At 69.0% G+C, this 24785-nt stretch carries 24 protein-coding genes; 11 read left to right on the plus strand and 13 right to left on the minus strand.

Going from position 1 to position 24785, the window contains the following annotated elements; translation table 11 throughout:
- Window positions 1-7: 7 nt before the first annotated feature.
- The gene (locus AC3WLF_RS22740; RefSeq protein WP_340521860.1) at window positions 8-1339 is read left to right on the plus strand and encodes an ABC transporter ATP-binding protein; all 1332 of its coding nucleotides are present in this window, start codon (window positions 8-10) and stop codon (window positions 1337-1339) included.
- A 10-nt stretch (window positions 1340-1349) separates the two neighbouring features.
- Here the strand turns inward: AC3WLF_RS22740 and AC3WLF_RS22745 are convergent, their stop codons facing one another.
- The 5 genes from AC3WLF_RS22745 to AC3WLF_RS22765 all read right to left on the minus strand — a co-directional run bounded on the left by AC3WLF_RS22745 (window position 1350) and on the right by AC3WLF_RS22765 (window position 8919).
- A complete protein-coding gene (locus AC3WLF_RS22745) occupies window positions 1350-3755 on the minus strand; it encodes an FUSC family protein (protein ID WP_492358872.1) in 2406 nt (801 codons plus the stop codon).
- Window positions 3756-3805: 50 nt separating this feature from the next.
- Window positions 3806-5620 carry a M61 family metallopeptidase gene (locus AC3WLF_RS22750; RefSeq protein WP_492353389.1) on the minus strand — a complete coding sequence of 605 codons (1815 nt, stop codon included), beginning with the start codon at window positions 5618-5620 and terminating at the stop codon, window positions 3806-3808.
- 76 nt (window positions 5621-5696) lie between these two features.
- A complete protein-coding gene (gene acuI / locus AC3WLF_RS22755) occupies window positions 5697-6701 on the minus strand; it encodes an acrylyl-CoA reductase (NADPH) (protein WP_492358873.1) in 1005 nt (334 codons plus the stop codon).
- 112 nt (window positions 6702-6813) lie between these two features.
- Entirely contained in the window at window positions 6814-7572 is a 759-nt protein-coding gene (locus AC3WLF_RS22760) for a DsbC family protein (protein WP_011616111.1), read from the minus strand.
- A 51-nt stretch (window positions 7573-7623) separates the two neighbouring features.
- Window positions 7624-8919, minus strand: a complete 1296-nt coding sequence (locus tag AC3WLF_RS22765; protein ID WP_492358874.1) for a UbiH/UbiF family hydroxylase — start codon at window positions 8917-8919, stop codon at window positions 7624-7626.
- A gap of 112 nt (window positions 8920-9031) precedes the next feature.
- Here AC3WLF_RS22765 and ychF point away from each other — a divergent pair, with 112 nt between their 5' ends.
- Window positions 9032-10123 carry a redox-regulated ATPase YchF gene (ychF, locus tag AC3WLF_RS22770; RefSeq protein WP_492321461.1) on the plus strand — a complete coding sequence of 364 codons (1092 nt, stop codon included), beginning with the start codon at window positions 9032-9034 and terminating at the stop codon, window positions 10121-10123.
- An 87-nt stretch (window positions 10124-10210) separates the two neighbouring features.
- Here ychF and AC3WLF_RS22775 read toward each other — a convergent pair whose 3' ends face one another.
- The 3 genes from AC3WLF_RS22775 to AC3WLF_RS22785 are packed head-to-tail and all read right to left on the minus strand — an operon-like array spanning window position 10211 to window position 12845.
- Window positions 10211-10708: a GDYXXLXY domain-containing protein gene (locus AC3WLF_RS22775; protein WP_492321469.1), complete on the minus strand. Its 498-nt coding sequence runs from the start codon at window positions 10706-10708 to the stop codon at window positions 10211-10213.
- Window positions 10705-11823, minus strand: a complete 1119-nt coding sequence (locus AC3WLF_RS22780; protein WP_492353457.1) for a DUF4401 domain-containing protein — start codon at window positions 11821-11823, stop codon at window positions 10705-10707. Before AC3WLF_RS22780 ends, AC3WLF_RS22775 begins: the two co-directional genes overlap by 4 nt.
- Window positions 11820-12845: a DUF2157 domain-containing protein gene (locus tag AC3WLF_RS22785; RefSeq protein ID WP_492358875.1), complete on the minus strand. Its 1026-nt coding sequence runs from the start codon at window positions 12843-12845 to the stop codon at window positions 11820-11822. Before AC3WLF_RS22785 ends, AC3WLF_RS22780 begins: the two co-directional genes overlap by 4 nt.
- 160 nt (window positions 12846-13005) lie before the next feature.
- Between AC3WLF_RS22785 and AC3WLF_RS22790 the strand changes: the two genes are divergently transcribed.
- The gene (locus tag AC3WLF_RS22790) at window positions 13006-13806 is read left to right on the plus strand and encodes a 5'-methylthioadenosine/adenosylhomocysteine nucleosidase (RefSeq protein WP_010809884.1); all 801 of its coding nucleotides are present in this window, start codon (window positions 13006-13008) and stop codon (window positions 13804-13806) included.
- Between the two features lie 49 nt (window positions 13807-13855).
- On the opposite strand, the gene AC3WLF_RS22795 is transcribed toward AC3WLF_RS22790, so the two are convergent.
- A complete protein-coding gene (locus AC3WLF_RS22795; protein WP_010809883.1) occupies window positions 13856-14101 on the minus strand; it encodes a hypothetical protein in 246 nt (81 codons plus the stop codon).
- A gap of 180 nt (window positions 14102-14281) precedes the next feature.
- Between AC3WLF_RS22795 and hemA the strand changes: the two genes are divergently transcribed.
- The 6 genes from hemA to AC3WLF_RS22825 all read left to right on the plus strand — a co-directional run bounded on the left by hemA (window position 14282) and on the right by AC3WLF_RS22825 (window position 19392).
- The gene (gene hemA / locus AC3WLF_RS22800; RefSeq protein WP_010809882.1) at window positions 14282-15586 is read left to right on the plus strand and encodes a glutamyl-tRNA reductase; all 1305 of its coding nucleotides are present in this window, start codon (window positions 14282-14284) and stop codon (window positions 15584-15586) included.
- Between the two features lie 100 nt (window positions 15587-15686).
- Entirely contained in the window at window positions 15687-16769 is a 1083-nt protein-coding gene (prfA, locus tag AC3WLF_RS22805) for a peptide chain release factor 1 (protein ID WP_010809881.1), read from the plus strand.
- Between the two features lie 190 nt (window positions 16770-16959).
- Window positions 16960-17289, plus strand: a complete 330-nt coding sequence (locus AC3WLF_RS22810; protein ID WP_492353210.1) for a hypothetical protein — start codon at window positions 16960-16962, stop codon at window positions 17287-17289.
- A 144-nt stretch (window positions 17290-17433) separates the two neighbouring features.
- Window positions 17434-18327 (plus strand): peptide chain release factor N(5)-glutamine methyltransferase, encoded by an 894-nt coding sequence (gene prmC, locus AC3WLF_RS22815; RefSeq protein ID WP_492358876.1) that lies wholly within the window; start codon window positions 17434-17436, stop codon window positions 18325-18327.
- A 121-nt stretch (window positions 18328-18448) separates the two neighbouring features.
- Complete coding sequence (gene grxD, locus AC3WLF_RS22820) at window positions 18449-18760, plus strand: Grx4 family monothiol glutaredoxin (protein WP_035819727.1); 312 nt, start codon at window positions 18449-18451, stop codon at window positions 18758-18760.
- A gap of 8 nt (window positions 18761-18768) precedes the next feature.
- Complete coding sequence (locus tag AC3WLF_RS22825; RefSeq protein WP_492358877.1) at window positions 18769-19392, plus strand: UbiX family flavin prenyltransferase; 624 nt, start codon at window positions 18769-18771, stop codon at window positions 19390-19392.
- Between the two features lie 69 nt (window positions 19393-19461).
- Here the strand turns inward: AC3WLF_RS22825 and AC3WLF_RS22830 are convergent, their stop codons facing one another.
- The 3 genes from AC3WLF_RS22830 to AC3WLF_RS22840 form a co-directional block, all read right to left on the minus strand.
- Complete coding sequence (locus AC3WLF_RS22830) at window positions 19462-19662, minus strand: hypothetical protein (RefSeq protein WP_316151651.1); 201 nt, start codon at window positions 19660-19662, stop codon at window positions 19462-19464.
- A 141-nt stretch (window positions 19663-19803) separates the two neighbouring features.
- Window positions 19804-21321, minus strand: a complete 1518-nt coding sequence (amaB, locus tag AC3WLF_RS22835; protein ID WP_492358878.1) for an L-piperidine-6-carboxylate dehydrogenase — start codon at window positions 21319-21321, stop codon at window positions 19804-19806.
- The gene (locus AC3WLF_RS22840) at window positions 21318-22499 is read right to left on the minus strand and encodes a saccharopine dehydrogenase family protein (RefSeq protein ID WP_492321476.1); all 1182 of its coding nucleotides are present in this window, start codon (window positions 22497-22499) and stop codon (window positions 21318-21320) included. Before AC3WLF_RS22840 ends, amaB begins: the two co-directional genes overlap by 4 nt.
- 128 nt (window positions 22500-22627) lie before the next feature.
- Between AC3WLF_RS22840 and AC3WLF_RS22845 the strand changes: the two genes are divergently transcribed.
- Window positions 22628-23077, plus strand: a complete 450-nt coding sequence (locus AC3WLF_RS22845) for an Lrp/AsnC family transcriptional regulator (RefSeq protein WP_010809873.1) — start codon at window positions 22628-22630, stop codon at window positions 23075-23077.
- A 45-nt stretch (window positions 23078-23122) separates the two neighbouring features.
- Entirely contained in the window at window positions 23123-23932 is an 810-nt protein-coding gene (dapB, locus tag AC3WLF_RS22850) for a 4-hydroxy-tetrahydrodipicolinate reductase (RefSeq protein ID WP_492321477.1), read from the plus strand.
- Window positions 23933-23971: 39 nt separating this feature from the next.
- Here the strand turns inward: dapB and AC3WLF_RS22855 are convergent, their stop codons facing one another.
- The gene (locus tag AC3WLF_RS22855; protein ID WP_492321478.1) at window positions 23972-24706 is read right to left on the minus strand and encodes a hypothetical protein; all 735 of its coding nucleotides are present in this window, start codon (window positions 24704-24706) and stop codon (window positions 23972-23974) included.
- Window positions 24707-24785: the final 79 nt, after the last annotated feature.

Genomic DNA, 24785 nt, shown 5'->3' on the forward strand with positions numbered 1-24785 from the left:
GGCAACGATGGCAGAGAACATTGCATCCACCGCCGCCCCCGCCGTGATCGAGCTGCGCGGCGTCGGCAAGATCTTCCGCACCGCCAGCCAGAGCGACCGCGCCGTGCTCGAAGGCGTGGACCTGACGCTGCGCGAGGGCGAGATCGTCGCCATGCTGGGCAAGTCCGGCTCGGGCAAGTCCACGCTGTTGCGCATCATGGCCGGGCTGGTCGGCGCCGACCGCGGCGAGGTGCACTTTCGCGGCGAACGGCTGGCCGGCACCGCCGAGGGCATCGCCATGGTGTTCCAGTCGTTCGCGCTGTTCCCGTGGCTGACGGTGCAGCAGAACGTCGAGCTGGGGCTCGAAGCCCAGGGCGTGCCCAGGGCCGAGCGCGAGCGCCGCGCCGAGGCCGCGATCGACATGATCGGGCTGGCCGGCTTCAACAGCGCGCTGCCGCGCGAGCTGTCGGGCGGCATGCGCCAGCGCGTGGGCATTGCGCGCGCGCTGGTGACCGAGCCGGACCTGCTGCTGATGGACGAAGCCTTCTCAGCCCTGGACGTGCTGACCGGCGAGACCCTGCGCGACGAGATGCTGGCGCTGTGGGAAAGCGGCCGTGCCAATATCAGGAGCATCCTGATCGTCTCGCACAATATCGAAGAGGCGGTGATGATGGCCGACCGCATCGTGATCCTGTCGAGCGACCCGGGCCGCATCCGCGCCGAAGTGCCGGTTGCGCTGCCGCGCCCGCGCAACCGCGACAGCGCGCAGGTGCGCGCGCTGGTCGACGAGATCTACGCGCTGATGACCGCCCCCGCGGCGGAAGCGCGCCTGCCCGCGCAAGCGCCCGCGCGCCAGATCGCCTACCGGCTGCCGGACGCCGACATCAGCCAGATGGAAGCCATCCTCGACCTGCTGTGCGAGGCACCCTTCAACTGCCGCGCCGACCTGCCCCACCTGGCCGACGAAGCCGGCCTCACCGACGACGAACTGCTGCCTGCGTGCGAAGCGCTGCAGCTGGTGCAACTGGTGTCGATCGAGCGCGGCGACATCGCCGCCACCGAGGCCGGCCGCGCCTGGTACGCCGCCGGGCCGCAGCAACGCAAGGTGATGTTCGGCCAGCAGTTGCTGGGCAACGTCGCACTGGCCGCGCATATCCGCCGCGAACTGGTAGCGAGCGAGGCCGGCGAGATCCGCGAGGAACAGGTGCTGCACGAACTGGAGCAGTTCCTGAAGCCCGCCGAGGCCGAGCGCGTGCTCAGCGTGGCGATCGGCTGGGGGCGCTACGGCGAGATCTACGAGTACCGCTACAACAGCGGCATGCTGACACTGCCCGAGGAAGAGCTGCCCGAGGCGCCTTAAGCCACCAGGCTCAGACGCGCGCCCGTATGGCGCGCCCGATGGCCCCCGTGCGCAGCGCGATCTTGGCCGCATCCTCGCGCAACGCGCGCAGGCGGCGGTCCAGCACCGCATTGGCCGGACGGCCGGTGGAGCTGGCGGTGGGACCAGCCTCATGGCTGGATTCGCCGGCGGCGGCCGCGTGCACCAGCACGTCGGTGCGGCGCTTGTCGGCCGAATCGGCCAGGCGGGCGCGGCGTTCGGCAACGGCATCCTCGGCATCCTCGGCGGCCTCGGCGACTTCTGCGCTGACGGTGGCCGCCACTGGTTCGGCACCGGCGACAGCTTCAGCGGGGGTTTCGTCCGCCTTGTCCGCGGCGGCAGGCGCTGCCTCCTTGCGTTCCACCGGCGTCTTCCCGCTGCGGACAAAGCCCGCGCCACGGCCGCCGCCCCGCTCATCGGCATGCAGCCGCTCGCTGGCCACCTGCAGGCTGTGGCTGGCGGCCTCGGTGGCCTGCTCGATCGCGGCTTCCGCGGCCGGGATATCGAGTTCGTCATAGTGCTGGCGCACCTGGATGCGCGCCGCCGCCACGTGCGCGGCCACCAGGTAGTTCTGCACGATAAAGCGGTTCAGGTTGTCCACCGCGCGGTGCCGGCTCTTGGGCTCGTCCAGCATGCGCTGGAACGACGAGATCAGCGCCGACAGGTTGTCCATGAACTGCTTGCGCTGCACGCGGTAGGCAAAGTCATCCTTGGTCCGGCGCAGCAGCAGGTCGCGCGTGGCGCCGATATAGCGGCGGTTGGCCTGCAGCACGCCCTCCACCAGCTTGGGGATGGCGCGGTATTCCCAGCTCGGCAGCACAAAGCTGAACAGCGAGGCGATGATGCCGCCGATCACGGTATCCACCAGCCGCTCGCCCGCCACCGTGGGACTCCCCGGCATCAGCAGGTGAATCTGGATCAGCACCTGGATGCAGGCGGCAATCGCGGTGTAGCGGTACTTGATGGTCACGAACGCTGCGCTGGCCACCAGCGACAGGAACAGCACGCCCAGCAGGATCAGCGGCTGGTGCACCACCTTCAGGATCGCGACCGAGACCACGCAGCCAATCAGCGTGCCGATCAGGCGGTCGTTGTAGCGCTGCTTGGTCATGCTGAAGTTGGGCTTCAGGATGACGATGATGGTCAGCAGGATCCAATAGCTGTGCGACACATAGGGCAGGTGCTCGGCAATCCACAGCCCCAGCGACACCGCCATCGAGATCCGCAGCGAGAAGCGGAACGCCGGCGAACTCCACTTCAGGTTGTCGCGCAGCACGCTGAACTCATACTTCTGGCGCGTCAGGAACGGCGTCATGTCCGAGCCGGGCAGCACCCTGGCCGGCTCCACCGGCGTGCGCGACGCTTCGTGCAGCTGGCCGACCAGCGTGATCGCGCCGCGCATCATGTCGAGCGTATCAACCAGCGCCGTCATCGCCGCCGGGTTGATATGGTGGTGGCGAAATTGCTCGATCTCGGCCTCGACCGCGCGCAGGCCCTGGCGATATTCCACCGTGGCGTACGAGGCGCGGCCGCGCGTGACCTCGTAGGCGATCTCTTCCACGTCCTTGCACATCTGCAGCACCAGCCCGCGCAGGTGGTCCAGCACCGGCGTGCCGGCAAAAGTCTGGCGCAGCAGCGGATAGTCGGTGTTGGTCGACAGGATGTACTCGTACAGGTCGAGCATGCGCAGGTGCACCTGCACCAGCAGCCCGTCGTGCGGGGTGCGGTTGCCGCGCAGCACCAGGTCGCGCGCGGCCTGCTGGCGCTCGGCCACCACGATCTGCTGGCGCACCAGCTGGTTGAACTGGGCCTCGTAGTCGTTGCCGGCATCGTAGAAGCCGGCCTTGATCTCGAGATAGCCGGCCAGCTCATACAACGATTCGGCCAGCACCTGCTGCTTGGTGCGGCGCTCGGTGATCCAGCTCACCAGCATCGCATAGCCGAGATAAGCGACCGCGCCGATGCTGAACAGCGCCGCGTGCTCCAGCGCGCGCCGCACCAGGAAGTCTTCGTTGATGGTCAGCGTCATCACGAACAGCGCCGCGAACTGCAGCGGCAGCGTCTTGTTGCCGTACACCGTCATCATGCCGGCCAGGAACGTCACCAGCACCAGCAGGAACGGCATCACGCGCGGGAACGGCGTGGCCAGCGCCACCACCAGCGTGACCACGCTGCACAGCAAAACGCTGGCCATCATCTCGTTGAACTTGTGGTTCAGCGGGCTGGGCAGGTCCATCAGGCTGGTGCACAGCGCCCCCATCGACACCACCATCGCGGTGGGCAGGTCGCTGAAGTGCAGCGCGATCAGCGTGGCGCCGATCACCCCGGTGGCCGAGCGCAGCCCCCGGTAGATGTAGTGCGAATACAGGAAGGTGCGGGGATCGTGCGCGTATTGCATGCAGCGGGGGCGATGGCGTGCGGTGGCGGGTGTGGCAGCGGAAAACTAGTTCATTGGCCTAGCCAGCGCGAGCGCGCCGCGTGCCGTCCGCTCTCGAGCTTCACCTTGAACTGCGCAGCCGGCTCGCGTGCCAGCGTCACCGGCAGCACCTGCAGCTCGTCGCGGCGGAAGGCGTGCAGCTCGATGCGGTCGCCGCTACGGTAGCGCGCCAGCAGCTTGTCGATCTGGCCCGGCGCCACGCGCAGGCCGTCGATCGCCACCAGCAGGTCGCCGGCGGACAGGCCCGCGGCCTGCGCGGCGCCGCCGTCGAACACCTGCGCCACGCGCACCCAGCCCTCATCGCTCTTGACCTTGATACCCAGCGCCGCGGTGCGCGCCGGCTTCTGCGCCTCGGCCTTGACGCCGAACACCTTGAACAGCGCCGGCAGCGGCAGCTCGCCGGTGCCTTCGGTCAGCGAGCGCAGCAGCGGCCCCATGCGCAGGCCGGTGACTTCATCGAACAGCGCATGGACCTCGGCCTCGGTCACGCCGCGCTGCACCGCGCCCGGCGCGTAGAAGCCGCGGCCGTAGCGGCGCCACAGCGCGCGCATGACATCGTCCAGCGAGCGTCGCCCGCGGGTCTTGTCGCGAATGGTCAGGTCCAGCGCCAGCGCCACCAGCGAACCCTTGGTGTAGTAGCTGACGATGGCGTTGGGGGCATTCTCGTCCTGGCGGTAGTACTTGGTCCAGGCATCGAAGGAGCTTTCCGCCACGCTCTGCTTGGTGCGGCCGCTGCCGCGCAGCACGCCGTTCCAGGTCTTGGCCAGCATCTCGATGTACTGCTCGTCGGTGATGCAGCCGGAGCGCACCAGCACCAGGTCGTCGTAATAGCTGGTGAAACCCTCGAACAGCCACAGCAGCGGCGTGTAGGTTTCCTCGGCCAGCCGGTACGGCACGAACGCGGCCGGCTTGATGCGCTTGACGTTCCAGGTGTGGAAATACTCGTGGCTGCACAGCCCGAGGAAGGTGCGGTAGCCCTCGCTGGTATCGCTGTCGCCGCGCACCGGCAGGTCATTGCGCGCGCATATCAGCGCGGTGCTGGCGCGGTGTTCCAGGCCGCCGTAGCCGTCGCTGGTGACCATCGTCATGAAGACGTAGCGGCGGTTGCTGTCCAGGAACGGCGCCTGCGCGGTCTTGGGCTCGAACAGCCGGATCTGCTGTTCGCAGATGCGCTTCAGGTCGCGGCACACGCGCTCGAGGTCGAGTTGCGGCACGCGCCCGGTGAAGACCACGTCGTGCTGCGCGCCGCAGGCGCGGAAGCTGGCCAGCTGGAAGGTGCCCATCTCAACCGGATGGTCGACCAGCTCATCGTAGTCGGCCACCTGGTAGCGGCCGAAGCCGTAGCGCTTGGCGCCTGCGCGGCCCGGCGCTTCGCGCATGGCGGTGGCGACGCGCCAGCCGCGATAGGCCTCGCCCACGGGCGCATGGATATCGACGGTGCATGGCCGCTCGGCCTGCCCGTCCACGCCCAGGAACACCGAGCTGCCGTTGAAGAAGCCGTGGGTGCTGTCCAGGTGCGCCGCGCGCACCGACAGGTCCCAGGCATAGACCTCGTAGCTGAGCGTCAGCGGGCCGTCGGCCAGGCTGACTGGCGCGGCCTGCCAGCGCTGCTTGTCGAGCTTGGTCAGCCTGACCTCGCGCCCGCCCGCATCGGCGCGGATGCGCACGATATTGCGCGCGAAGTCCCGGATCATGTAGCTGCCAGGGATCCAGGCCGGCAGCGAGAAACACTGGCCGGCGGGATCGGGCTCGCTCACGGTGACGGTGACGGCAAACAGGTGCGCTTCAGGCTGAAGCGGGGCGATGGCGTAGCGGATCGGCGTCATGGGCAGGATTGTAACGTCGGCGCTAGGACACGGATGCAGCGCCTACGCGGTGGTGCATCAGGGCGACGGTGCGCGATCAGCCGCGATTCAAATCCACCACCACGCGCCCGCGCATGCCGCCTTCCATGATCTTGCGGCCCGCCTCGATCGCATCGCCCAGGCCGATCTCGCGCGTCAGCGCATTGAGCCGGTCCGGCTCCAGGTCGCCGGCCAGGCGCTGCCAGGCCTGCTCGCGCAGCGGCATCGCCGCCATCACGCTGTCGATGCCGTGCAAGGTGATGCCGCGCAGGATGAACGGCGCCACCGACCCCGGGAAGTCCAGGCCCTGCGCCAGCCCGCACGCCGTCACCACGCCGCCGTAGCGCACCTGGGCGCAGGCATTGACCAGCGTGTGCGAGCCGACCGAGTCGACCACCGCGGCCCAGCGCTCCTTTTGCAGCGGCTTGCCGGGTACGCCCAGCTCAGCACGGTCGATCACATCATCGGCGCCCAGCGCCTTCAGGAAATCCGCCTCCCGGGTCTTGCCGGTCGAGGCCACCACCTTGTAGCCGAGCTTGCTCAGCAGCGAGATCGCCACCGTCCCCACTCCGCCCGAGGCGCCGGTCACCAGCACCTCGCCATCGCCGGGGCGCACCGGGCCGTCGACGCCGCCGCGCTCCAGCGCCAGCACCGACAGCATCGCGGTATAGCCCGCGGTGCCGATCGCCATGGCCTGGCGCGTGGTGAAGGCGTCGGGCAGGCGCACCAGCCAGTCGCCCTTCAGGCGCGCGCGCTGCGCCAGGCAGCCCCAATGCGTCTCGCCTACGCCGTAGCCGTTGAGCACTACCTTGTCGCCAGCCTTCCAGCGCGGGTGCGCGGATTCCAGCACCGTGCCGGCGCCGTCGATGCCCGCCACCATCGGCCACTTGCGCACCACCGGCGAGCGGCCCGTGATCGCCAGTCCGTCCTTGAAGTTGATGGTGGAGTAGTCGACGGCAACCAGCACGTCGCCGTCGGCGGGCAGCTGCGCGTCGTCGAGCGTGGCGATACTGGCCTGGGTGGCGCCGTCGGCCTGGGTCAGCAGCAATGCCTGGAAGGTCATGGTGTCTCCTTTGTCGCCTGTCGGCGATCGCATGGGATAAGGGGATAGGCAGAAAGCAGAACGGCCGGACAAGTCCGGCCGTCGATCGGGCCGGTACAGGTCCGGCGCGCGCTTATTTCTTGATGCTGGCGAGCTTGCGTTCCAGCGTGGCGACGTCTGCCGCGCCGGGGATGCGGGTGCCGTCGGTGAAGAACACCGCCGGAGTGCCGGTCACGTTCATGCTGTGGCCCAATGCCAGGTTCTCTTCCAGCGGGGTCTTGCAGCTGCCGTTGCCGGTCAGCGCCACCTGCTTGAGCATCCAGTCGCGCCAGGCCTTGGTGCGGTCGGACGCGCACCAGACCTGCTTGGCCTTGGTTTCGGAATCCGGCGACAGCACCGGGTACAGGAAGGTGTACACGGTGATGTTGTCCATTTGCTGGAAGGTTTGCTCGATGCGCTTGCAATAGCCGCAGTTGGGGTCGGAGAACACCGCCACCTGGCGGCTGCCATCGCCCTTGGTCCACTTGATCGCGCGCGCCAGCGGCAGGTCCGACCACTTGATGCGGTTGATCTCGGCCAGCCGCTCCTCGGTCAGGTTGGTGCCGGTGCGGGTGTCGATCATCTCGCCGTTCAGGATGTAGCGGCCCGAGGCGTCGGTGTAGACCACCTGCCCGCCGATATTGGCCTCGAACAGGCCCGGCACCGGGGTCTTGCTCACGCTCTTCACCTCAGCACGGCCGCCCACCATCTTCTGCAGCGACTCCTTGATGCGGTCGGTGCCGGGCTCGCCCGCGGCCATGGCATGCAGCGCGAAGCCCGCCGCGGCCAGCCCGCCGGCAATGGCGGTGATCGCGGCGCTCATGGCGGGGCGGCGGCGCAGGAATGGGAACATGTGGACTCCAGAGTATTCGGTAAAGGGATCGGAACGTTGGTGCGGCCGCGGTCAGCCAAGCGCGCGCGCGATCAGGAAGCGCTTGAGCAAGGACTGGCCGCCGACCGCGCGCATGCCGGTGTTGCGCACCACGCGCGCGACGCCGCCCGGCAACGAGAACAACCGGTGCAGCCCGTCGGTGGCCGCGGTCAGCGCAAGCAAATCGGTGGCGCGGGCGCGCTCGTAGCGGCGCAGCAAGCGCAGGTCGCCCTCGCTGCGGAAAGGTTCTTTGTCGGCCATCACGCGGCCAAGTTCCGCGACATCGCGCAGGCCCAGGTTCATGCCCTGGCCGGCCAGCGGATGCAACACGTGGGCGGCGTCGCCCACCAGCGCCACGTGCGGCTGCACGAACTGGTCGGCACGCTGCAGCACCAGCGGGAAGCCCTGCGCCGGGGTCACGCAGCGCAGCGCGCCGAACTGCGCGCCGACCGCGCCGCTGGCGCCCTGCATCACCGTGGCGGCGAGCGCCTCGGGCGACAGCGCCAGCAGCTCGCGCGCGTGGGCCTCTTCGGCGGCCCAGACCATCGACACATGGTTGTCCGGCAGCGGCAGTATCGCCAGCACTTCTCCGTTGGCGGGTTCCTCGTCGGCCATCAGCTTTTCGGGCGCGCCCAGGAACCACTGCCACGCGGTTTCCTGGTGCGGGCGCTCGCAGGCGAAATTGGCGACCACGCCCAGCTGGCGGTACTTGCGCGTGCTGACGCCGATGTGGCATTGCTGGCGCAGCCAGGAGCGCGCCCCGTCGGCACCGACCACGCAGGCCGTGCGCAGCTTCTCGCCATTGCCCAGGGTCAGCGTGACGCCGTCAGGATCGCGCTCGAACGCGCTCGCCGTGGCGTCGTGCCAGGTCACCTGGTGCTGGAAGCCCAGCGCCGTGTCGAGTGCGCGCTCGACGTGGCTGGATTCGATGATCCACGCCAGCTGCGGTACCGCGGCCGCGTAGGCCGAGAAATGCAGGTCCCCGTCCAGGCTGGGCGAGGTCTCGGCCGCGCTGACATCGCCGAACACGCGCATGTCGCGCACCGGCTGGATCCGCGCCGGGTCCAGCGCCTCCCACACCCGCATGCGCTCCAGCAGCGCCTGCGAGCTGGCCGAGAAGGCGTAGATGCGGCTGTCCCAGTCATCCGGCCCCGCCGCCGTGCGGCCGCTGGCGCGGGGCGGCCTGGGCGCGACCAGCGCCACGTCCATGCCCTGCTGGGCCAGCAGCAGCGCGCAGGACTTGCCGACGATGCCGCCGCCGACGACAGCAACCTGGAAAGCGGAGGAGTTGCGCGCAGACGGGCGCGCGGACGCGTGGGATCGGGTCATGGCTGGATTATAGCCACGTCACTCCTGGCCCCGCCCCACGCCGGCTCAACCCGGCCGATGGCGAGGCCCCCATCCGCTAGAATACGGGTTTTGCAATTTCCCGCCTTCTACCATGAGCCTCCAATGCGGCATCGTCGGCCTGCCCAACGTCGGCAAGTCCACGCTGTTCAATGCCCTGACCAAGGCCGGCATCGCCGCCGAAAACTACCCGTTCTGCACCATCGAACCCAATGTGGGCGTGGTCGAAGTGCCGGATCCGAGGCTCGCCAAGCTGGCGGAGATCGTCAAGCCGGAGCGCGTGCTGCCGGCCACGGTCGAGTTCGTCGATATCGCCGGCCTGGTGGCGGGCGCCTCCAAGGGTGAAGGCCTGGGCAACCAGTTCCTGGCCAATATCCGCGAATGCGACGCCATCACCCACGTGGTGCGCTGCTTCGAGGACGATAACGTGATCCACGTGGCCGGCAAGGTGGACCCGCTGTCGGACATCGAAGTGATCAACACCGAACTCGCGCTGGCCGACCTGGCCACCGTCGAGAAGGCCCTGGCCCGCTACATCAAGCCGGCCCGCGCCGGCGACAAGGAAGCCCTGCGCCTGGTCGCCGTGCTGGAAAAGGCGCAAGCCGTGCTGGACCAGGCCAAGGCCGTGCGCACCCTGGACCTGGCGCCCGAAGAGTGGGAAGCCATCCGGCCGTTCTGCCTGATCACCGCCAAGCCGACCATGTACGTCGCCAACGTGCGTGAAGACGGCTTCGAGAACAACCCGCACCTGGACGCCGTGCGCGAGCACGCCAAGCTGACCAATTCCCCCGTGGTGTCCGTCTGCGCCGCCATCGAAGCCGAGATCGCCGACCTGGACGACGCCGACAAGGCCGAATTCCTGGCCGACCTGGGCATGGAAGAACCCGGCCTGGACCGTGTGATCCGTGCCGGCTTCAAGCTGCTCGGCCTGCAGACCTACTTCACCGCCGGCGTCAAGGAAGTGCGCGCCTGGACCATCCACGTCGGCGACACCGCCCCCAAGGCAGCCGGCGTGATCCACACCGACTTCGAACGCGGCTTTATCCGCGCGCAGACCATCGCCTATGAAGACTTCATCAGCTTCAAGGGTGAGACCGGCGCGAAGGAAGCCGGCAAGATGCGGGCGGAAGGCAAGGAGTATGTGGTGAAGGATGGGGATGTGATGAACTTCCTGTTCAACGTCTAAGACCGCCAGACGTCATGAAAAAGCCACCGCATGCGGTGCCGCATGCGGTGGCTTTTTTCTTTGGGCCGGGCGATTATCACTTTCGCCTCACAACCTCTCCATCCCCTTCCCCCGCAACCCCAGCAGCAGCGCCTGCCCGTCCGCCCCTACGCGAAATTCCCCATACTGCGCCTGTGCAAACCGCTCGCCCTGCCCCTCCTGGAAGAAATACGCATCGGTCGACACCTGCACCTGCGTGCCGCCCCAGCGCGAGCGGGCGACCTGGTAGCGCAGCAGCTGCTCCCCTGCCGCCAGCGGCTCGCCGCCGTGTACGCGCACAAAGCTGGCCACGCCCTGTTCATCGCGGCGGATCACGGCCACGCCGTCGCGGGATGGCCGGTCGTCCTGCGTCTGAGCGGTGCGGATCTGGTTGCCGATGTCAAAGTTCAGCGCCATGTAGTCGCCCTGCATCAGCGAGCGCGGGTCGACCGGGGCGAGCTTGAGGTAGACGGTATCGCCGCGTGCCAGCAGGCGCTCCTTGCCGGCGATGCCGGCGGCGGCGAGTGCCAGCGTCAGGGCCCAGGCAATCAGGATCCAGCGTTTCATGCGGCCTCCTTGCCGGTGCGGGTGCGCAGCAGCCAGTAGCGGCCGGCCAGCAACAGTGCGCCGGCCGCGGCGAGCGTGGCGGACTTGGCCACAAGGGTCCAGTGCAGCGCGCTGTAGTACCAGATAAAGCCGACAGCGATGCTGGCGATGCCCAGGCCCAGCCACGGCATCGACGCGCGGCGCAGCGCCAGGCCGAGCGCGAGAACTCCTGCCACGACCGCGGGCGCGGCCGCCATCAGCGCGCCGAAGGCCGCCACGCCGGCAAGGACGGCGCCCTGCAGGGCGGGGCTGAGCGCCAGCCGGCGGCATTCGACGAGCGCGAAGCCGGCCAGCACCACTGTGGCCAGCCCGCCCGCGACCCAGTGCGCGAGCGGGATGCGTCCGGCTTCCGGGCCGCCCAGCCAGGCCAGCGGATGGCTCATGCCGGTGACGACCAGTGCGACGGCCAGCGTGAACAGCAGCGTCGCGTCGGCCAGCGGTTCCAGCAGCGTGTGGCGGCCGGCCGCGCACAGGCGTGCTTCGGCCAGCGCGAAACCCGTCACCAGCGCGCAGCCGAGCGGCACCAGCCAGCCGAGGGACCACGTCAGCAACAGCCAGTCGTCCGGCTCGCTGCCGGCCAGGACGAGATGCACGGCGCCTGCCAGCCCGATCCATGCGCCCACCGCGCACAGCAGCCGGTGCAGCCGGTTCGGGACCAGCAAGGCGAGCGCGGCCTCGAACAGCGCCAGCCCGGCCCAGAAGCCTGCGCTCTCGGTGACGCGCGTGAAGCCCAGGGCCTCGACCAGCCCGAACACGGCCATGCCCTGCCCGCTCAGGCTCACGGCCAGCGCGAACTGCCCCGCGGCAATGCCGCCGCCACGCCAGTACAGCAGCGCGGCCAGCGCGATCATGGCCAGGCCGGTCACCGCCATGGCGATGCCGTTCTCGCGCGCGGCGACGAAGACCGTGCCGACCAGGAAGAGCTGGAAGAACAAGGCACCGAGCCAGCCCGCCGCGCCCATCAGGCAGCGCACGGCCCAGGGGGTGTGGGTATGGTCGGGCCGCTCGCCCTGTACCTCGCCGCGTGCGGCGAGGTCCTGCCAGAGCCGTTGCCCGGTCTGCAGTTCGGTCGTCATGCCTGCTCCAGTTGGCCGCGCCAGGCACGCATCAGCCAGGTGGCCGCGCCGGCGGCAAGGCCGATGGTTACCAGCCCGAGCAGCAGGAAGGCGCCGAAATCGTCCTTGCCCTCGAACAGCACCTTGGCAATGCCGGCCACCGCCAGCACGATGCCGGTCAGGCAGGCCAGGCTCAGCACCACGATGTCGAAGGCACGCTGGCGGAACCACCAGACCAGGGCGGCTAGTACCACCAAGGCCAGCGCGAATGCTGCACCGTCGAAATGGCTGTCCAGCAGGCTGGCCAGCCCCAGCGAGCCGGCGTGCACGCAGGCCAGCGCGGCCAGCATGCGGCTGCCGGTCTGCCCACGGAAGCCCAGCGCCGGCGCGCGGGCGCACAGCAGCTGCCACAGCACCAGTTGCAGTACCACCGCGCCCAGCAGCGCCAGCGTGGCGGTGCGCATATGGCGGGTATCGAACAACAGCGCGAACACGCCTTCGACACCGAAGCGGATGCTGAAGTAGCGCAGCAACGCCACGTTGCCGACCACGATCACCAGCCACCAGTGCGGTGCGGCGCGCGCCGCCAGCGCCCAGGGCACCGCCAGCAACGCCCATAGCGCAAACAGCTGCCAGGCGTCGGCGCCGGTCTGGTAGATCTGCCCGATCACCGCGAGCAGCACGCCGGCGACGACCTGCGCGCCGCCCAGCGCGGCCCGGCCCGCGGTGTCGCCAGCCGGGCGCAGCCAGGCAAATGCGGCGAGCAGCGTGAGCGCGCCGGCCAGCAGGCCGAACTTGGAAAACTTGTGGAGATCCTGCCAGTTGAAGGCGAAGAACACGATCACGCCCGCGCACAGCAGCGCGGTGCCCAGCGCCATCAGCGCCGTGTCCAGCCAGCGGCGCCAGTCGGTGGCGACGGGCTCGGTGCGCGCCCACGGCGCAGGGACGCCGGCCGCGTCCAGGCGCCCCAGTGCGCGCCAGTCGGCCAGTGCCCGGCGGATGGCGCGCCGTTCGCCGGTGGCTACGGTGGGTGTGCCTTGCATGTAAGTGTCCTTACGTGCTGAGATGACGGGGACTTTAGCAAAGCGGCGCGGGGGCCGCACCTGTTCCGTGGGAGGGTGCGGTGCGGTGCGGTCGCGCTCTGATCTATGCCCGGCCTGCGCGGGCCGGTATGCTGTGGTTTTTTCGTCCTGCGCCCGCTCCATGACTCTCGGAATCCTTGCCGCCATCCATGATGAAGTCGATGGCCTGGTGGCCGCCATGCGCCATGACGACAGCCGCGCCACGGTGCGTACCATCGGCATGCGCGACTACTATGCCGGCCAGCTGCTCGGGCAGCCGTGCGTGCTGGTGCTGGCGCGCATGGGCAAGGTGGCGGCGTCGGCGACCACGGTCACCCTGATCCGCGAGTTCGGCGCGACGCAGATCGTCTTCACCGGGCTGGCCGGGGGCATTGGCGCCGGCACCAATGTCGGCGACATCGTCATCGCCGACCGCACCATCCAGCATGACCTCGACGCACGTCCGTTCTTCGGCCGCCATGAAGTGCCGCTGCTGGACCGTGCCGAGTTCCCGGCCGACCCGGCGCTGACCGCCGAGCTGGAAGCCGCCGCGCGCGAATTTCTGCAGCTGGACCTGCCTGCCGAGGTGCCGCGCGAGGTGCTGGAACGATTCGGCGTGGCCGCGCCGGCGCTGCACCACGGCATGATCGCCAGCGGCGACCAGTTCATCGGCTCACCGGCGGCGGTGACGGAGTTGCGTGAGCGGCTGCCCGGATTGCTGGCGGTGGAAATGGAAGGCGCCGCGGTGGCGCAGGTCTGCCACGAATACGGCGTGCCGTATGCCGTGATGCGGACCATTTCGGACCGGGCCGACGATAGCGCCCATGTGGACTTCGCGGCATTCCTGAAGGATGTGGCCAGTCACTATTCCAGCGGCGTGCTGCGCCGGCTGCTGGCGGGAAGAGCCAAGGCCGACACTGTTCAAACGCCGGTCCGCTTCTGATCGAAGTCAAGCGGCGAGCGGATTCCCGCCGCCGCGGTCAGTTCTGTTCTTACCGCCCGCGCGGCCGCAGCGCGCCCCAGGCCCCCACCAGCAGCGCCGAGCCGGCGATCACCGCCAGCCAGCTGCTGAGCTGCCCGTCGATAAACAGGTGCAAGGCCCGGCCGCCGTAGAAAGCGCCCGCCGCACCCGCCGCACCCAGCACCAGCGCGGCCGGCAGGGTCACCACGCGCCCTGCCGGATGCAGCCGGCGCGCCGCCAGCCCCACCAGCAAACCCACGATCAAGGTGCCCAGCATCCGCTTCTCCTGTGTTGTCAGCATCACAGCCGCAAGGGCTGCGGCGTAACGATACTGCAATCCGGGGCCGCTGCCATGCCCCCGCCCGGCCCGGATGGCCCAGCACCCTGCAATTAGCGATCCCGGCGGTATAATGGCATCCGGTCCGGCCACGCTCCGGACCGTACCCGTCCCCTACAAATGCAACTGCTCGCGATCGGCATCAATCACACAACGGCACCCGTCTCGCTGCGCGAGCGGGTGGCGTTTCCGCTCGAGCAGATCAAGCCCGCGCTGGGTGCGCTGCGCTCCCACCTGTCGGGGCGCAGCGGCACCGAAGCCGCCATCCTGTCCACCTGCAACCGCACCGAGATCTACTGCGCGACCGACGTCCTGACGCCGGGCACGGATGGTTTCGAGCACACCCTGCGCTGGCTGTCGCAGCACCACAACGTGCCCGCCGGCGAACTGGCGCCGCACCTGTACGCGCTGCCGCAGTCCGAAGCCGTGCGCCATGCCTTCCGCGTGGCCAGCGGCCTGGATTCGATGGTGCTGGGCGAGACCCAGATCCTGGGCCAGCTCAAGGACGCCGTGCGCACCGCCGGCGAGGCCGGCTCGCTGGGCACGTACCTGAACCAGCTGTTCCAGCGCACCTTCGCGGTGGCCAAGGAAGTGCGCGGCCAGACCGAGATCGGCGCGCATTCGGTATCGATGGCCGCGGCCGCGGTGCGGCTGGCGCAGCGGATCTTTGAAAGCGTCTCGACCCAGCGCGTGCTGTTTATCGGCGCGGGCGAGATGATCGAACTGTGCGCCACGCACTTCGCCGCGCAGCAGCCGCGCCAGATCGTGGTGGCCAACCGCACCGTCGAGCGCGGCGAAAAGCTCGCCGAGCAGCTCTCCGGCCAGGGCCTGACCGCCAACGCGATCCGCCTGACCGACCTGGGCGAGCGCCTGCATGAATTCGATATCGTGGTGTCCTGCACCGCCAGCTCGCTGCCGATCATCGGCCTGGGCGCGGTGGAGCGCGCGGTCAAGCGCCGCAAGCACCGCCCCATCATGATGGTCGACCTGGCCGTGCCGCGCGACGTCGAGCCCGAAGTCGCGCGCCTGGACGACGTCTTCCTGTACACCGTCGACGATCTCGGCGCGATCGTGCGTGAAGGCAATGCGATGCGCCAGGCCGCGGTGGCGCAGGCCGAGGCCATCATCGAAAGCCGGGTGCAGAACTTCATGCACTGGCTGGAAACCCGCAGCGTGGTGCCGGTCATCCGCGAACTGCAGACCAGCGGCGAAGCCATCCGCCAGGCTGAACTGGAACGCGCGCGCCGCATGCTGGCACGCGGCGACGACCCCGAAGCCGTATTGGAGGCCCTCTCCGGTGCGCTGACCCGCAAGTTCCTGCATGGCCCCACCCACGCACTGAACCACACCCAGGGCGAGGACCGCGAGGCGCTGCTGCGCCTGGTGCCGGGCCTGTTCCGCCACAGCAGCCACTCCGAGCGCTAGCCGCTCTGCCCTTGCGCCGCGCGCGCCCTGCCGCGCCGGCACGCCGCCGCCCGCCCGCGGGTAGCCCCGGCCCCTGGCCCACCTCTTTCCCCCGCACCCGATGAAAGCCAGCATGCTTGCCAAGCTCGACCAACTGGCCGAGCGACTCGATGAAGTCAACGCCCTGCTCGCGCGCGAAGACGCGACCGCGAAGATCGACCAGTACCGCAAGCTCAGCCGCGAACATGCCGAGTTGTCGCCGGTGGCCGAGCAGTACGGCCAGTACCGCCAGGCGCAGGACGACCTGGCCACCGCGCAGGCGCTGCTGGACGATCCGGAGATGAAGGACTTTGCCGCCGACGAGATCGCCAGCGCGCGCGCGCGGCTGGAAGCCCTGGAAGCCAGCCTGCAGCGCCTGCTGCTGCCCAAGGACCCCAACGACGACCGCAACCTGCTGCTGGAAATCCGTGCCGGCACCGGCGGCGAGGAGAGCGCGCTGTTCGCCGGCGACCTGCTGCGCATGTACACGCGCTACGCCGAACGCCAGCGCTGGCAGGTCGAAGTGATGAGCGAATCGGAATCAGACCTGGGGGGCTACAAGGAAGTGATCGTGCGCATCGCCGGCGATGCTGCATTTTCCAGGCTGAAGTTCGAATCCGGCGGCCACCGCGTGCAGCGCGTGCCGGCGACCGAGGCACAGGGGCGCATCCACACTTCGGCCTGCACGGTCGCGGTGATGCCAGAAGCCGATGAAGTGGGCGAGGTCGAGATCAACCCGGCCGACCTGCGCATCGACACCTTCCGCGCCTCGGGCGCGGGCGGGCAGCACGTCAACAAGACCGATTCCGCGGTGCGCCTGACCCACCTGCCGACCGGCATCGTGGTCGAGTGCCAGGACGACCGCAGCCAGCACCGCAACAAGGACAAGGCGATGAAGGTGCTGGCGGCCCGCATCAAGGACATGCAGACGCGCGCCGCCCAGGCCAAGGAGGCCAGCACGCGGCGCAACCTGATCGGCTCGGGGGACCGCAGCGACCGCATCCGCACCTACAACTTCCCGCAAGGGCGGGTCACCGACCACCGCATCAACCTGACGCTGTACAAGATCGACATGATCATGGACGGCGACATGGATGAGCTGCTGTCGGCGCTGGCCTCAGAACACCAGGCTGATCAGCTTGCCGCACTTGGCGAAGAGTCGTAAGCACCACAAAATGTCATGCAGCCGGCCTTCCGCCCCGAACACCGCGTAAAGTCGCCGATATCTTTGTATTTCTTGTAAATGCTTGAAACAGCACTGGTAGGGGTAAGCCCGCTGTCTATAATCGATTTCGACCGGCAAACGGAGAATGGTGCCGGGTAGTCACTCCCGAGAACATACCTAGGACGAAATCATGAAAAAACTGCTCGCGCTGTTGATGATCACCGCGGCCATGGCCGCGTGCAGCAAGAAGGAAGAAGCCCCGCCTGCCGCCTCGAACGCCGAGAGCGCCATGCAAAGCGCCGCTGAATCCGCCAAGGCCGCCGCGAGCGATGCCGCCGCTGCCGCCAGCAGCGCCGCAGACGCCGCCAAGTCCGCCGCCAGCGGTGCTGCGGCCGACGTCTCGGCTGCCGCCGACAAGGCCAAGGAAGACGCCGCCAGTGCCATGGCAAATGCCAAGCAGGCCGCCAAGGATGCCGTCAACACGGGTGCCGACAAGGCCAAGGACGCCGTCAATAAGTAATCGTCCCGGCGGGGGCATTGCGCCGCCCGCTGTCGATGAGCGGTACACTGGCGGCAAGCTGGAAGTCCCGCCCCAAAGCCCCGCCAGGCCTTTGCGCCGGTGGGGTTTTTTGTAGCCGGCAAAAGAACCGTCCCCGCCCTTTCGATGTCTTCCCCAAACTCTGCCGCGCTGCCGGCGACCCCCACGCTGCGCGAAGCCCAGACCCTCGCCGCCATGGCCGGGCTGCCTGCCCTGGAAGTGCGCATGCTGCTGACGCATGTCACCGGCCTGAGCCGCACCCAGCTGATCACGCGCGACACCGACACCCTCACCATCGCCCAGCGCGACGCCTATGCCACGCTGCTGGCACGGCGGCTGGCGGGCGAGCCGATGGCCTACCTGATCGGCGAGCGCGAGTTCTTCGGCCGCAAGTTCCGGGTCACGCCTGATGTGCTGATCCCGCGACCCGATACCGAGGTCGCCGCCGAAGCCTCGCTGGCGCGGCTGGCCGAGGTGCCGCAGCCGAACGTGCTGGACCTGGGCACGGGCTCGGGCATCCTGGCCGTGACGCTGGCGCGCGAGCGCCGGGATGCGCAAGTCTGGGCCACCGACATCTCGCCCGGCGCGCTGATGGTGGCGCAGGACAACGCCAGCGCGCTCGGCGCCGACCGCATCCACTTCCTGGTGTCTGACTGGTACGCGGCGCTGCCGCCGGGCCTGCGCTTTCACCTGGTCGTCAGCAATCCGCCCTACATCGCCGCGGGCGATCCGCACCTGACCGAAGGCGACCTGCGCTTCGAACCGATCGATGCGCTGACTGACCACGACGACGGCCTGTCCGACCTGCGGGCCATCGTCGGCGGTGCTGGCGCCCGGCTGCTGCCTGGCGGCTGGCTGCTGATGGAGCATGGCTACGACCAGGCACAGGCCACCCGCCAGTTGCTGGAAGCCGCCGGTTTCACCGAGGTCTTCACCGCCCGCGACCTGGCCGGCCTGGAACGCTGCACCGGCGGACGCTGGCCAGGCGCCCGGCCCGGCGGCACCACTGCCGCTCACTGAAGCCCGGCGGCGATTCCGGTAAAATCGCCGTCAGATCCCCGCCACGCGGCCAGGCCGCGTGGTGTCCCATTCTCCCCAGGCGGCGCCCGCGACACGGCATCGCCCCACTGAAAAGCAAACCATGAGCGACGTGCAGCAAAAGATCGATCAGATCGTCAAGGGCAACCCGGTAGTCCTGTTCATGAAGGGCTCCGCGCAATTCCCGATGTGCGGCTTCTCGGGCCGCGCCATCCAGATCCTGAAGGCCTGCGGCGTGGACGCGCCGACCACGGTCAACGTGCTGGATGACGAAGGCATCCGCCAGGGCATCAAGGAATACGCCAACTGGCCGACCATCCCGCAGCTCTACGTGAACGGCGAGTTCATCGGCGGCTCGGACATCATGATGGAGATGTACCAGAACGGCGAACTGCAAACCCTGCTGAAGGGCTGAGTTCCTTTATGTCCGTGACTGGCGGCACACCCAAACGGCTGATCGTCGCCATCACGGGCGCCACCGGCGCCATCTACGGCGTGCGCCTGCTGCAGGTGCTGCGCGCGGCGCCTTCGGTGGAAACCCATCTGCTGATTTCGCCGGCTGGCGTGATGAACCTGCAGCACGAGCTGGACATCAGCCGTGCCGAGGTGGAGGCGCTTGCCAGCGTCGTGCACAACGTGCGCGACATTGGCGCGACCATCGCCAGCGGCTCGTTCCGCGCACAGGCAATGGTGGTGGCCCCCTGCTCCATGCGCACGCTGGCGGCGATTGCGCACGGCCTGTCAGAGAACCTGATCACGCGCGCGGCCGACGTCACGCTCAAGGAGCGGCGCAAGCTGGTGCTGATGGTGCGGGAAACGCCGCTGAACCTTGCGCACCTGCGCAATATGACGGCGGTGACGGAAATGGGCGGGATCGTGTTCCCGCCGGTGCCGGGCTTCTACCAGAAGCCACAAAGCATTGCCGAACTGGTCGACCATACGGTCGGGCGCGTGCTCGACCTGGTGGATTTGCCGGAGATCGGGCAGACGCTCGCGCCCAGCTGGGGCGGGCTGAATACCCGCACCGGCGACGCGGCCGGCAACTGAACTGCGGCCGGCGCGCGGCCTCTCTCTACGCGCCGGCATCCTCCCGCATTGTCGTGCCAACCGCGCTCATTACCAGCGGCGGTAGCCCCGCCCGTAATAGCCATAGCCATAGCCACCGTAGTAATACGGCCGCGGCGCCACCACCACCGGCGCGGGCGCCACGTACACCGGCGCAGGGCCGACCGCGGGGCCGGCAGGCGTGGGATAGACGGCGCAGCCGCCCAGCAGGGTGACGGATGCCGCAGCGGCAGCCAGTCCAATCGTCAGCATTCTCATCTTTCGTCCTTGGGTCGGAACGGGCATGTGCCTGCCCTGCTGACGTTATACGGGCAGAAGCCGTAATACGGCGTCAAAGGCGTGTAAGGCTTGTTACCGTTCCCTACGCGCCCTGTAACACATCCAGGGATGCCATCAGATCTCGAACCGTATCCCCTGCGCCAGCGGCAGCGAATCGCCATAGTTGATGGTGTTGGTGGCGCGGCGCATATAGCCCTTCCACGCATCCGATCCCGACTCGCGGCCCCCGCCGGTTGCCTTTTCCCCGCCGAAGGCGCCGCCGATCTCCGCGCCGCTGGTGCCGATGTTGACGTTGGCAATGCCGCAGTCGCTGCCTGCCGAGGACAGGAAGCGCTCGGCCTCGCGCATCGATTCCGTGAAGATGCACGACGATAGCCCGTGCGCCGCGGCATTGTTCAGCGCGATGGCCTCATCCAGCGTGGTGTACGGCATCAGGTACAGGATCGGCGCGAAGGTCTCGGTCAGCATGGTGTCGTGCTGGGCGTCGGTCATCACCAGCGCGGGCCGCACGTAACAGGCATGCGGGTAGCGGTCGGCCAGCAGCCGTTCGCCGCCGGTGACGATATTGCCCTGGGCGCGGCAGGCGGCCAGCGCATTGGCCATGGCATCGCCCGCGGCGGTGTCGATCAGCGGGCCGACCAGGGTGCCGTCGGCGAGCGGGTCGCCGACGGGCAGGCGGTCGAACACCGTGATCAGCCGGCTCGCCATGGTGTCCATCAGGTCGGCGTGGATAAAGCAGCGACGCAGCGTGGTGCAGCGCTGGCCCGCCGTGCCGGCCGCGGCAAAGGTGATGGCGCGCACCGCCAGCTCGATGTCGGCCGAGGGTGCGACGATGGCGGCATTGTTGCCGCCCAGCTCCAGGATGCTGCGCTTGAAGTGCCCGGCGCAGGCAATGCCGACCTCGCGCCCCATGCGGGTCGAGCCGGTGGCGCTGACCAGCCGCACCGCCGGGTGCGACACCAGGTGGGTGCCAAGCATGCGCCCGCCCGGCAGCACCGCCGAGATGCCGGCGTGCTGCGGCGCCGCCGCGGCCAGCACGCGCTCCAGCAGACTATGCGCGGCCAGCGCGCACAGGGAGACCTTTTCCGAGGGTTTCCAGATCACGCCGTTGCCGCACACCAGCGCCAGCGCCGCATTCCACGCCCACACCGCCACCGGGAAGTTGAAGGCCGAGATCACGCCGCACAGCCCATACGGATGCCAGGTCTCGCGCATCGCATGCTGCGGGCGCTCGGAGGCAATGGTCAGTCCGTGCAGCTGGCGCGACAGCCCGACCGCGAAGTCGCAGATGTCGATCATCTCCTGCACCTCGCCCAGGCCTTCCTGCAGGATCTTGCCGGACTCCAGCGAGACCAGCCGGCCCAGCGCCGGCTTGTGTTCGCGCAGCACCTCGCCGAAGCGCCGCACGATCTCGCCGCGCGCGGGCGCGGGCAGCAGCGCCCAGGTGGTCTGGGCCGCGTGGGCGCGGGCGATCAGCGCATCGGCCTGCGCCGGCGTGCAGGCCGTGACATGGCCGATGGCCTCGCCATCGACCGGCGAGCGGACCGTCACGGCGCCGGCCGGCGTGCCCTCCCGCCACGGCCGCGGCAGACCCAGCGAATCCCAGCAGGCAGCGAACTCTTGCGCTTTCATATGACGGTCTCCTGGAGCGGATGCTGCGTGTAATGGCGGCCGAAGCGATTGGCAAGGAAGGCGTCCAGCGGCATCGACTCCTGCCGCACGAAGCCGGATTGCGGCAGCGCGCCGGTGGCCACCAGGTCCAGCGCGGTGCAGATGCCCGCGGCAGTGGTCAGCTGGATCGCGTTGACATGGCCACCCTTGCCATCCACCCCGCCGATGCGCGCCGAGAACGAAGCCTGCGTCAGCGGCCCGCGCCCGCGTTCGCCCCCGGCCGGGTAGCCGGTGGCGGTGGCGAACACGATCACCACGTCCTGGTCGGTCACCGGAATGGCGCGATCAAAGATATCGCGCAGCCATTCGCGGCGTTCGCGCAGGCGCAGGTCGTTGAGCAGCAGTTTCATCAGCGCGCAATGGCCGGGATAGCGGATGGACTTGTAGTCGACATGGCGCGCGCGGCCGGCCAGCGTCTCGGGCAGCGTGCCCAGGCCGCCAGATGTATTAAAGGCTTCGTATTCGATGCCGTCCAGCGCAAAGCTTTCCAGCCCCTCCAGCGCCGTCAGTTCCACGCGACGGCCATCGACGATGGCCTCGCACGGGTTGCAGTACTCGTTGATCAGTCCCTCGGTGCTCCAGGTCAGGTTGTACTTGAGCGCATTGCTGGGGTAGCGCGGCAGCGCGCCGACCCGCATCTGCAGGTCCAGCAGTTCCCCCCCGCCGCGCAGGAAGCGCTGCGCCAGGTCATGCCCGACCACGCCGATAAAGCCCGGCGCCAGCCCGCACTGCGGCATCAGCACCGAGCGCGCGCTTTGCGCCAGCTGGCGGATGGCCTGGGTCGCGGCCACGTCCTCGGTCAGGTCGAAGTAATGCACGCCCAGGCGCGCCGCCACCGAAGCCACGCTGATCGCGGCATGGAACGGCAGCGCGTTGAGCACGGCATCGGCGCCGGCCAGCAGCGCGGCGCAGGTGCCGGGCTCGGTGGGGTCGCCGGCGCGCGCCAGCACGCCGCGCGGCAGGCCGTCGAGGCGGCGTGCGTCATGGTCGACCACGCTGACGCGGTAGTCGCCGCTGTCATGCAGCATGGTGGCAATGGTGCGCCCGATCTTGCCCGCGCCCAGTACCGCCACGTGCAGCGGGCGGGTCGCCTTGGGCAGGTCGCGCGGGGCCTGCCGGCCCAGGTTCGAGGCTTGCATGGTGTCTCCGTCCACAAGAAAAGGTTGTCCCGTTGACTGGAGTATGGATAGCGCGCGCGACACAATGAAGCCGCAATAACGACGAAAAACCGCCATAATCGAACGAAACGACGAATCATCCCGACGCAATGACCGAACTCGACACCACCGACCGGCACCTGCTGTCGCTGCTGCAGGCCAATGCCCGTGAAAGCGCCGCCAACCTCGCCCGGCACCTGGGTATCGCCCGCACCACCGTGGTCGCGCGCATTGCGCGGCTGGAGCGCAGCGGGGTGATCGCCGGCTACGGCGTGCGGCTGGGGCAGCGCATGGAAGACAACGCCATCCTGGCCTACTGCGGCCTGTCGGTGCAGCCCAAGGCCGCGCCCGCCATCCTGCGCGCGCTGCAGCGCCTGCCCGAGATCGAAGAGGTCAATTCCGTCAGCGGCCCGGTCGACTACCTGGTGGCGATCCGCTGCGACACGCATGACCGGCTGGACCGGCTGCTCGACGAGATCGGCATGCTCGACGGCGTCAACCACACCACCACCTCGATCGTGCTGGCGCGCAAGCTCGACCGCCGGCGCGCCGCCGGCTGACGCGGTATGCTGCCAAACCCATCAGCCTTTGCGGAGAAACAGAACATGAACAACCCGATCCGTGTCGCCGTGGGCGGCGTGACCGGCTGGGCCGGCGGCGAACTGGCGCGCGGCGTGGCCCATGCGGCCGACATGACCCTGGTGGCCGGCCTGTCGCGCGGCGCCGCCGGGCAACCTCTGGCGCAGCTGACCGGCCATGCCGATACGCCGGGCGTGGCGGCCGCCAGCATCGAGGCCCTGGGGGAAACGCCCTACGACGTCTATGTCGAATACACCAAGCCGGGCATCGCCAAGCACAACATCCTGCAGGCGCTGGCGCACGGCGCGCACGTGGTGGTGGGCACCTCGGGGCTGACCGACGAGGACTATGCCGAGATCGACGCGGCCGCGCGCCAGGCCGACCGCGGCGTGCTCGCCTGCGGCAATTTCGCCATCACGGTGGTGCTGCTGCAGAAGTTTGCCGAGATGGCCGCGCGCCACCTGGAGCACTGGGAGATCATCGACTACGCCAAGGCCGGCAAGATCGACGTGCCCTCCGGCACCGTGCGCGAGCTGGCCTACCGGCTCGGCCAGGTCAAGGCCGCCGCGCAGGCGGTGCCGGTCGACCAGGTCAAGGGCCCGAAGGAAACCCGCGGCGCCACCATGTCGGGCACGCAGGTGCACGCGGTGCGGCTGCCGGGCTACCAGCTTGGCGTGGAAGTGATCTTCGGCGCCGACGGCCAGCGCCTGCACCTGAAGCACGAGGCCGGCGACGGCTCCACGCCCTATGTCGCCGGCGCGCTGCTGGCGATCCGCAAGGTCAACACCGTGCGCGGCGTGGTGCGGGGGCTGGACAAGGTGATGGAAGGGCTCTGAGGCCAGGTGCGCAGGCGGCCAGGCCGCCTGCTGCGGGTGTTACCAGCTGCCAGGCTTCTCCGGCTTGGCGGCTGGCTTCGGCGCGGGCTTGGCGGCGGCAGCCTTGCCGCCCTTGGCCGCGGGTGCCGAGGCCGGATTGAGCTGCTTGTCCACCTCGGCATCCTTGTCCGCCATCAGCACGCGCGCCTGCGGCAGCAGCATTTCGATGGTGCCGGTGTTGGGGTCCTCCGGCATGGCGTAGAGCTCAACCGTCAGCGGCTTGTGCATCCAGCCGGCGTGCAGCGTCTTGACGCTCTTGCCAGCCTTGTCGGGCATGTCGACCTGCTCCTGCCGGAACGGCTTGCCGTACAGCGCGCTGACGCTGTCGGCCGCGGCCTGCTGCGAGTTGGCGCCGGCGGTCGGCACTACCAGGCCGACCAGCGCATTGCGGTCGACAAAGGCCAGCACAAAGGGGCCGTCCATGAATGACGGGCGCTGCGCGCGCGGCACGCCGACCTGGCGCATCAGGCCATCGCCCTTCAGTTCGACACAGAATCCGGTGACGTCGCGGCCATCGGGCGTGCGCTTGTCGGCGCAATCCGGCAAGGCCGGCAGCGGGTTGCCGATTTCCAGCATGGCCAGCAGCGGCGACAGCGCGCTGTTCTCGACCTTGGCCTGGGCCTTGGCCGGTGCGGGGGCTGGTTTGGCGGCAGGGGCGGAAGCGGGCGCGGCAATGGCGCCGGCAGCGGCGCCCAGCAGGCCGGCAAACGCCAGCCCGGCAACGGGGAATTTCAAATCGGACTCCTGATGAACGGCTCCGGGTTGGAGCCCGCCCCGGCCGGGTTGTTCCTGCTGGGCGCAGGCGGTGACGGGA

It is taken from the genome of Cupriavidus sp. FW306-01-F10A (assembly GCF_058782785.1).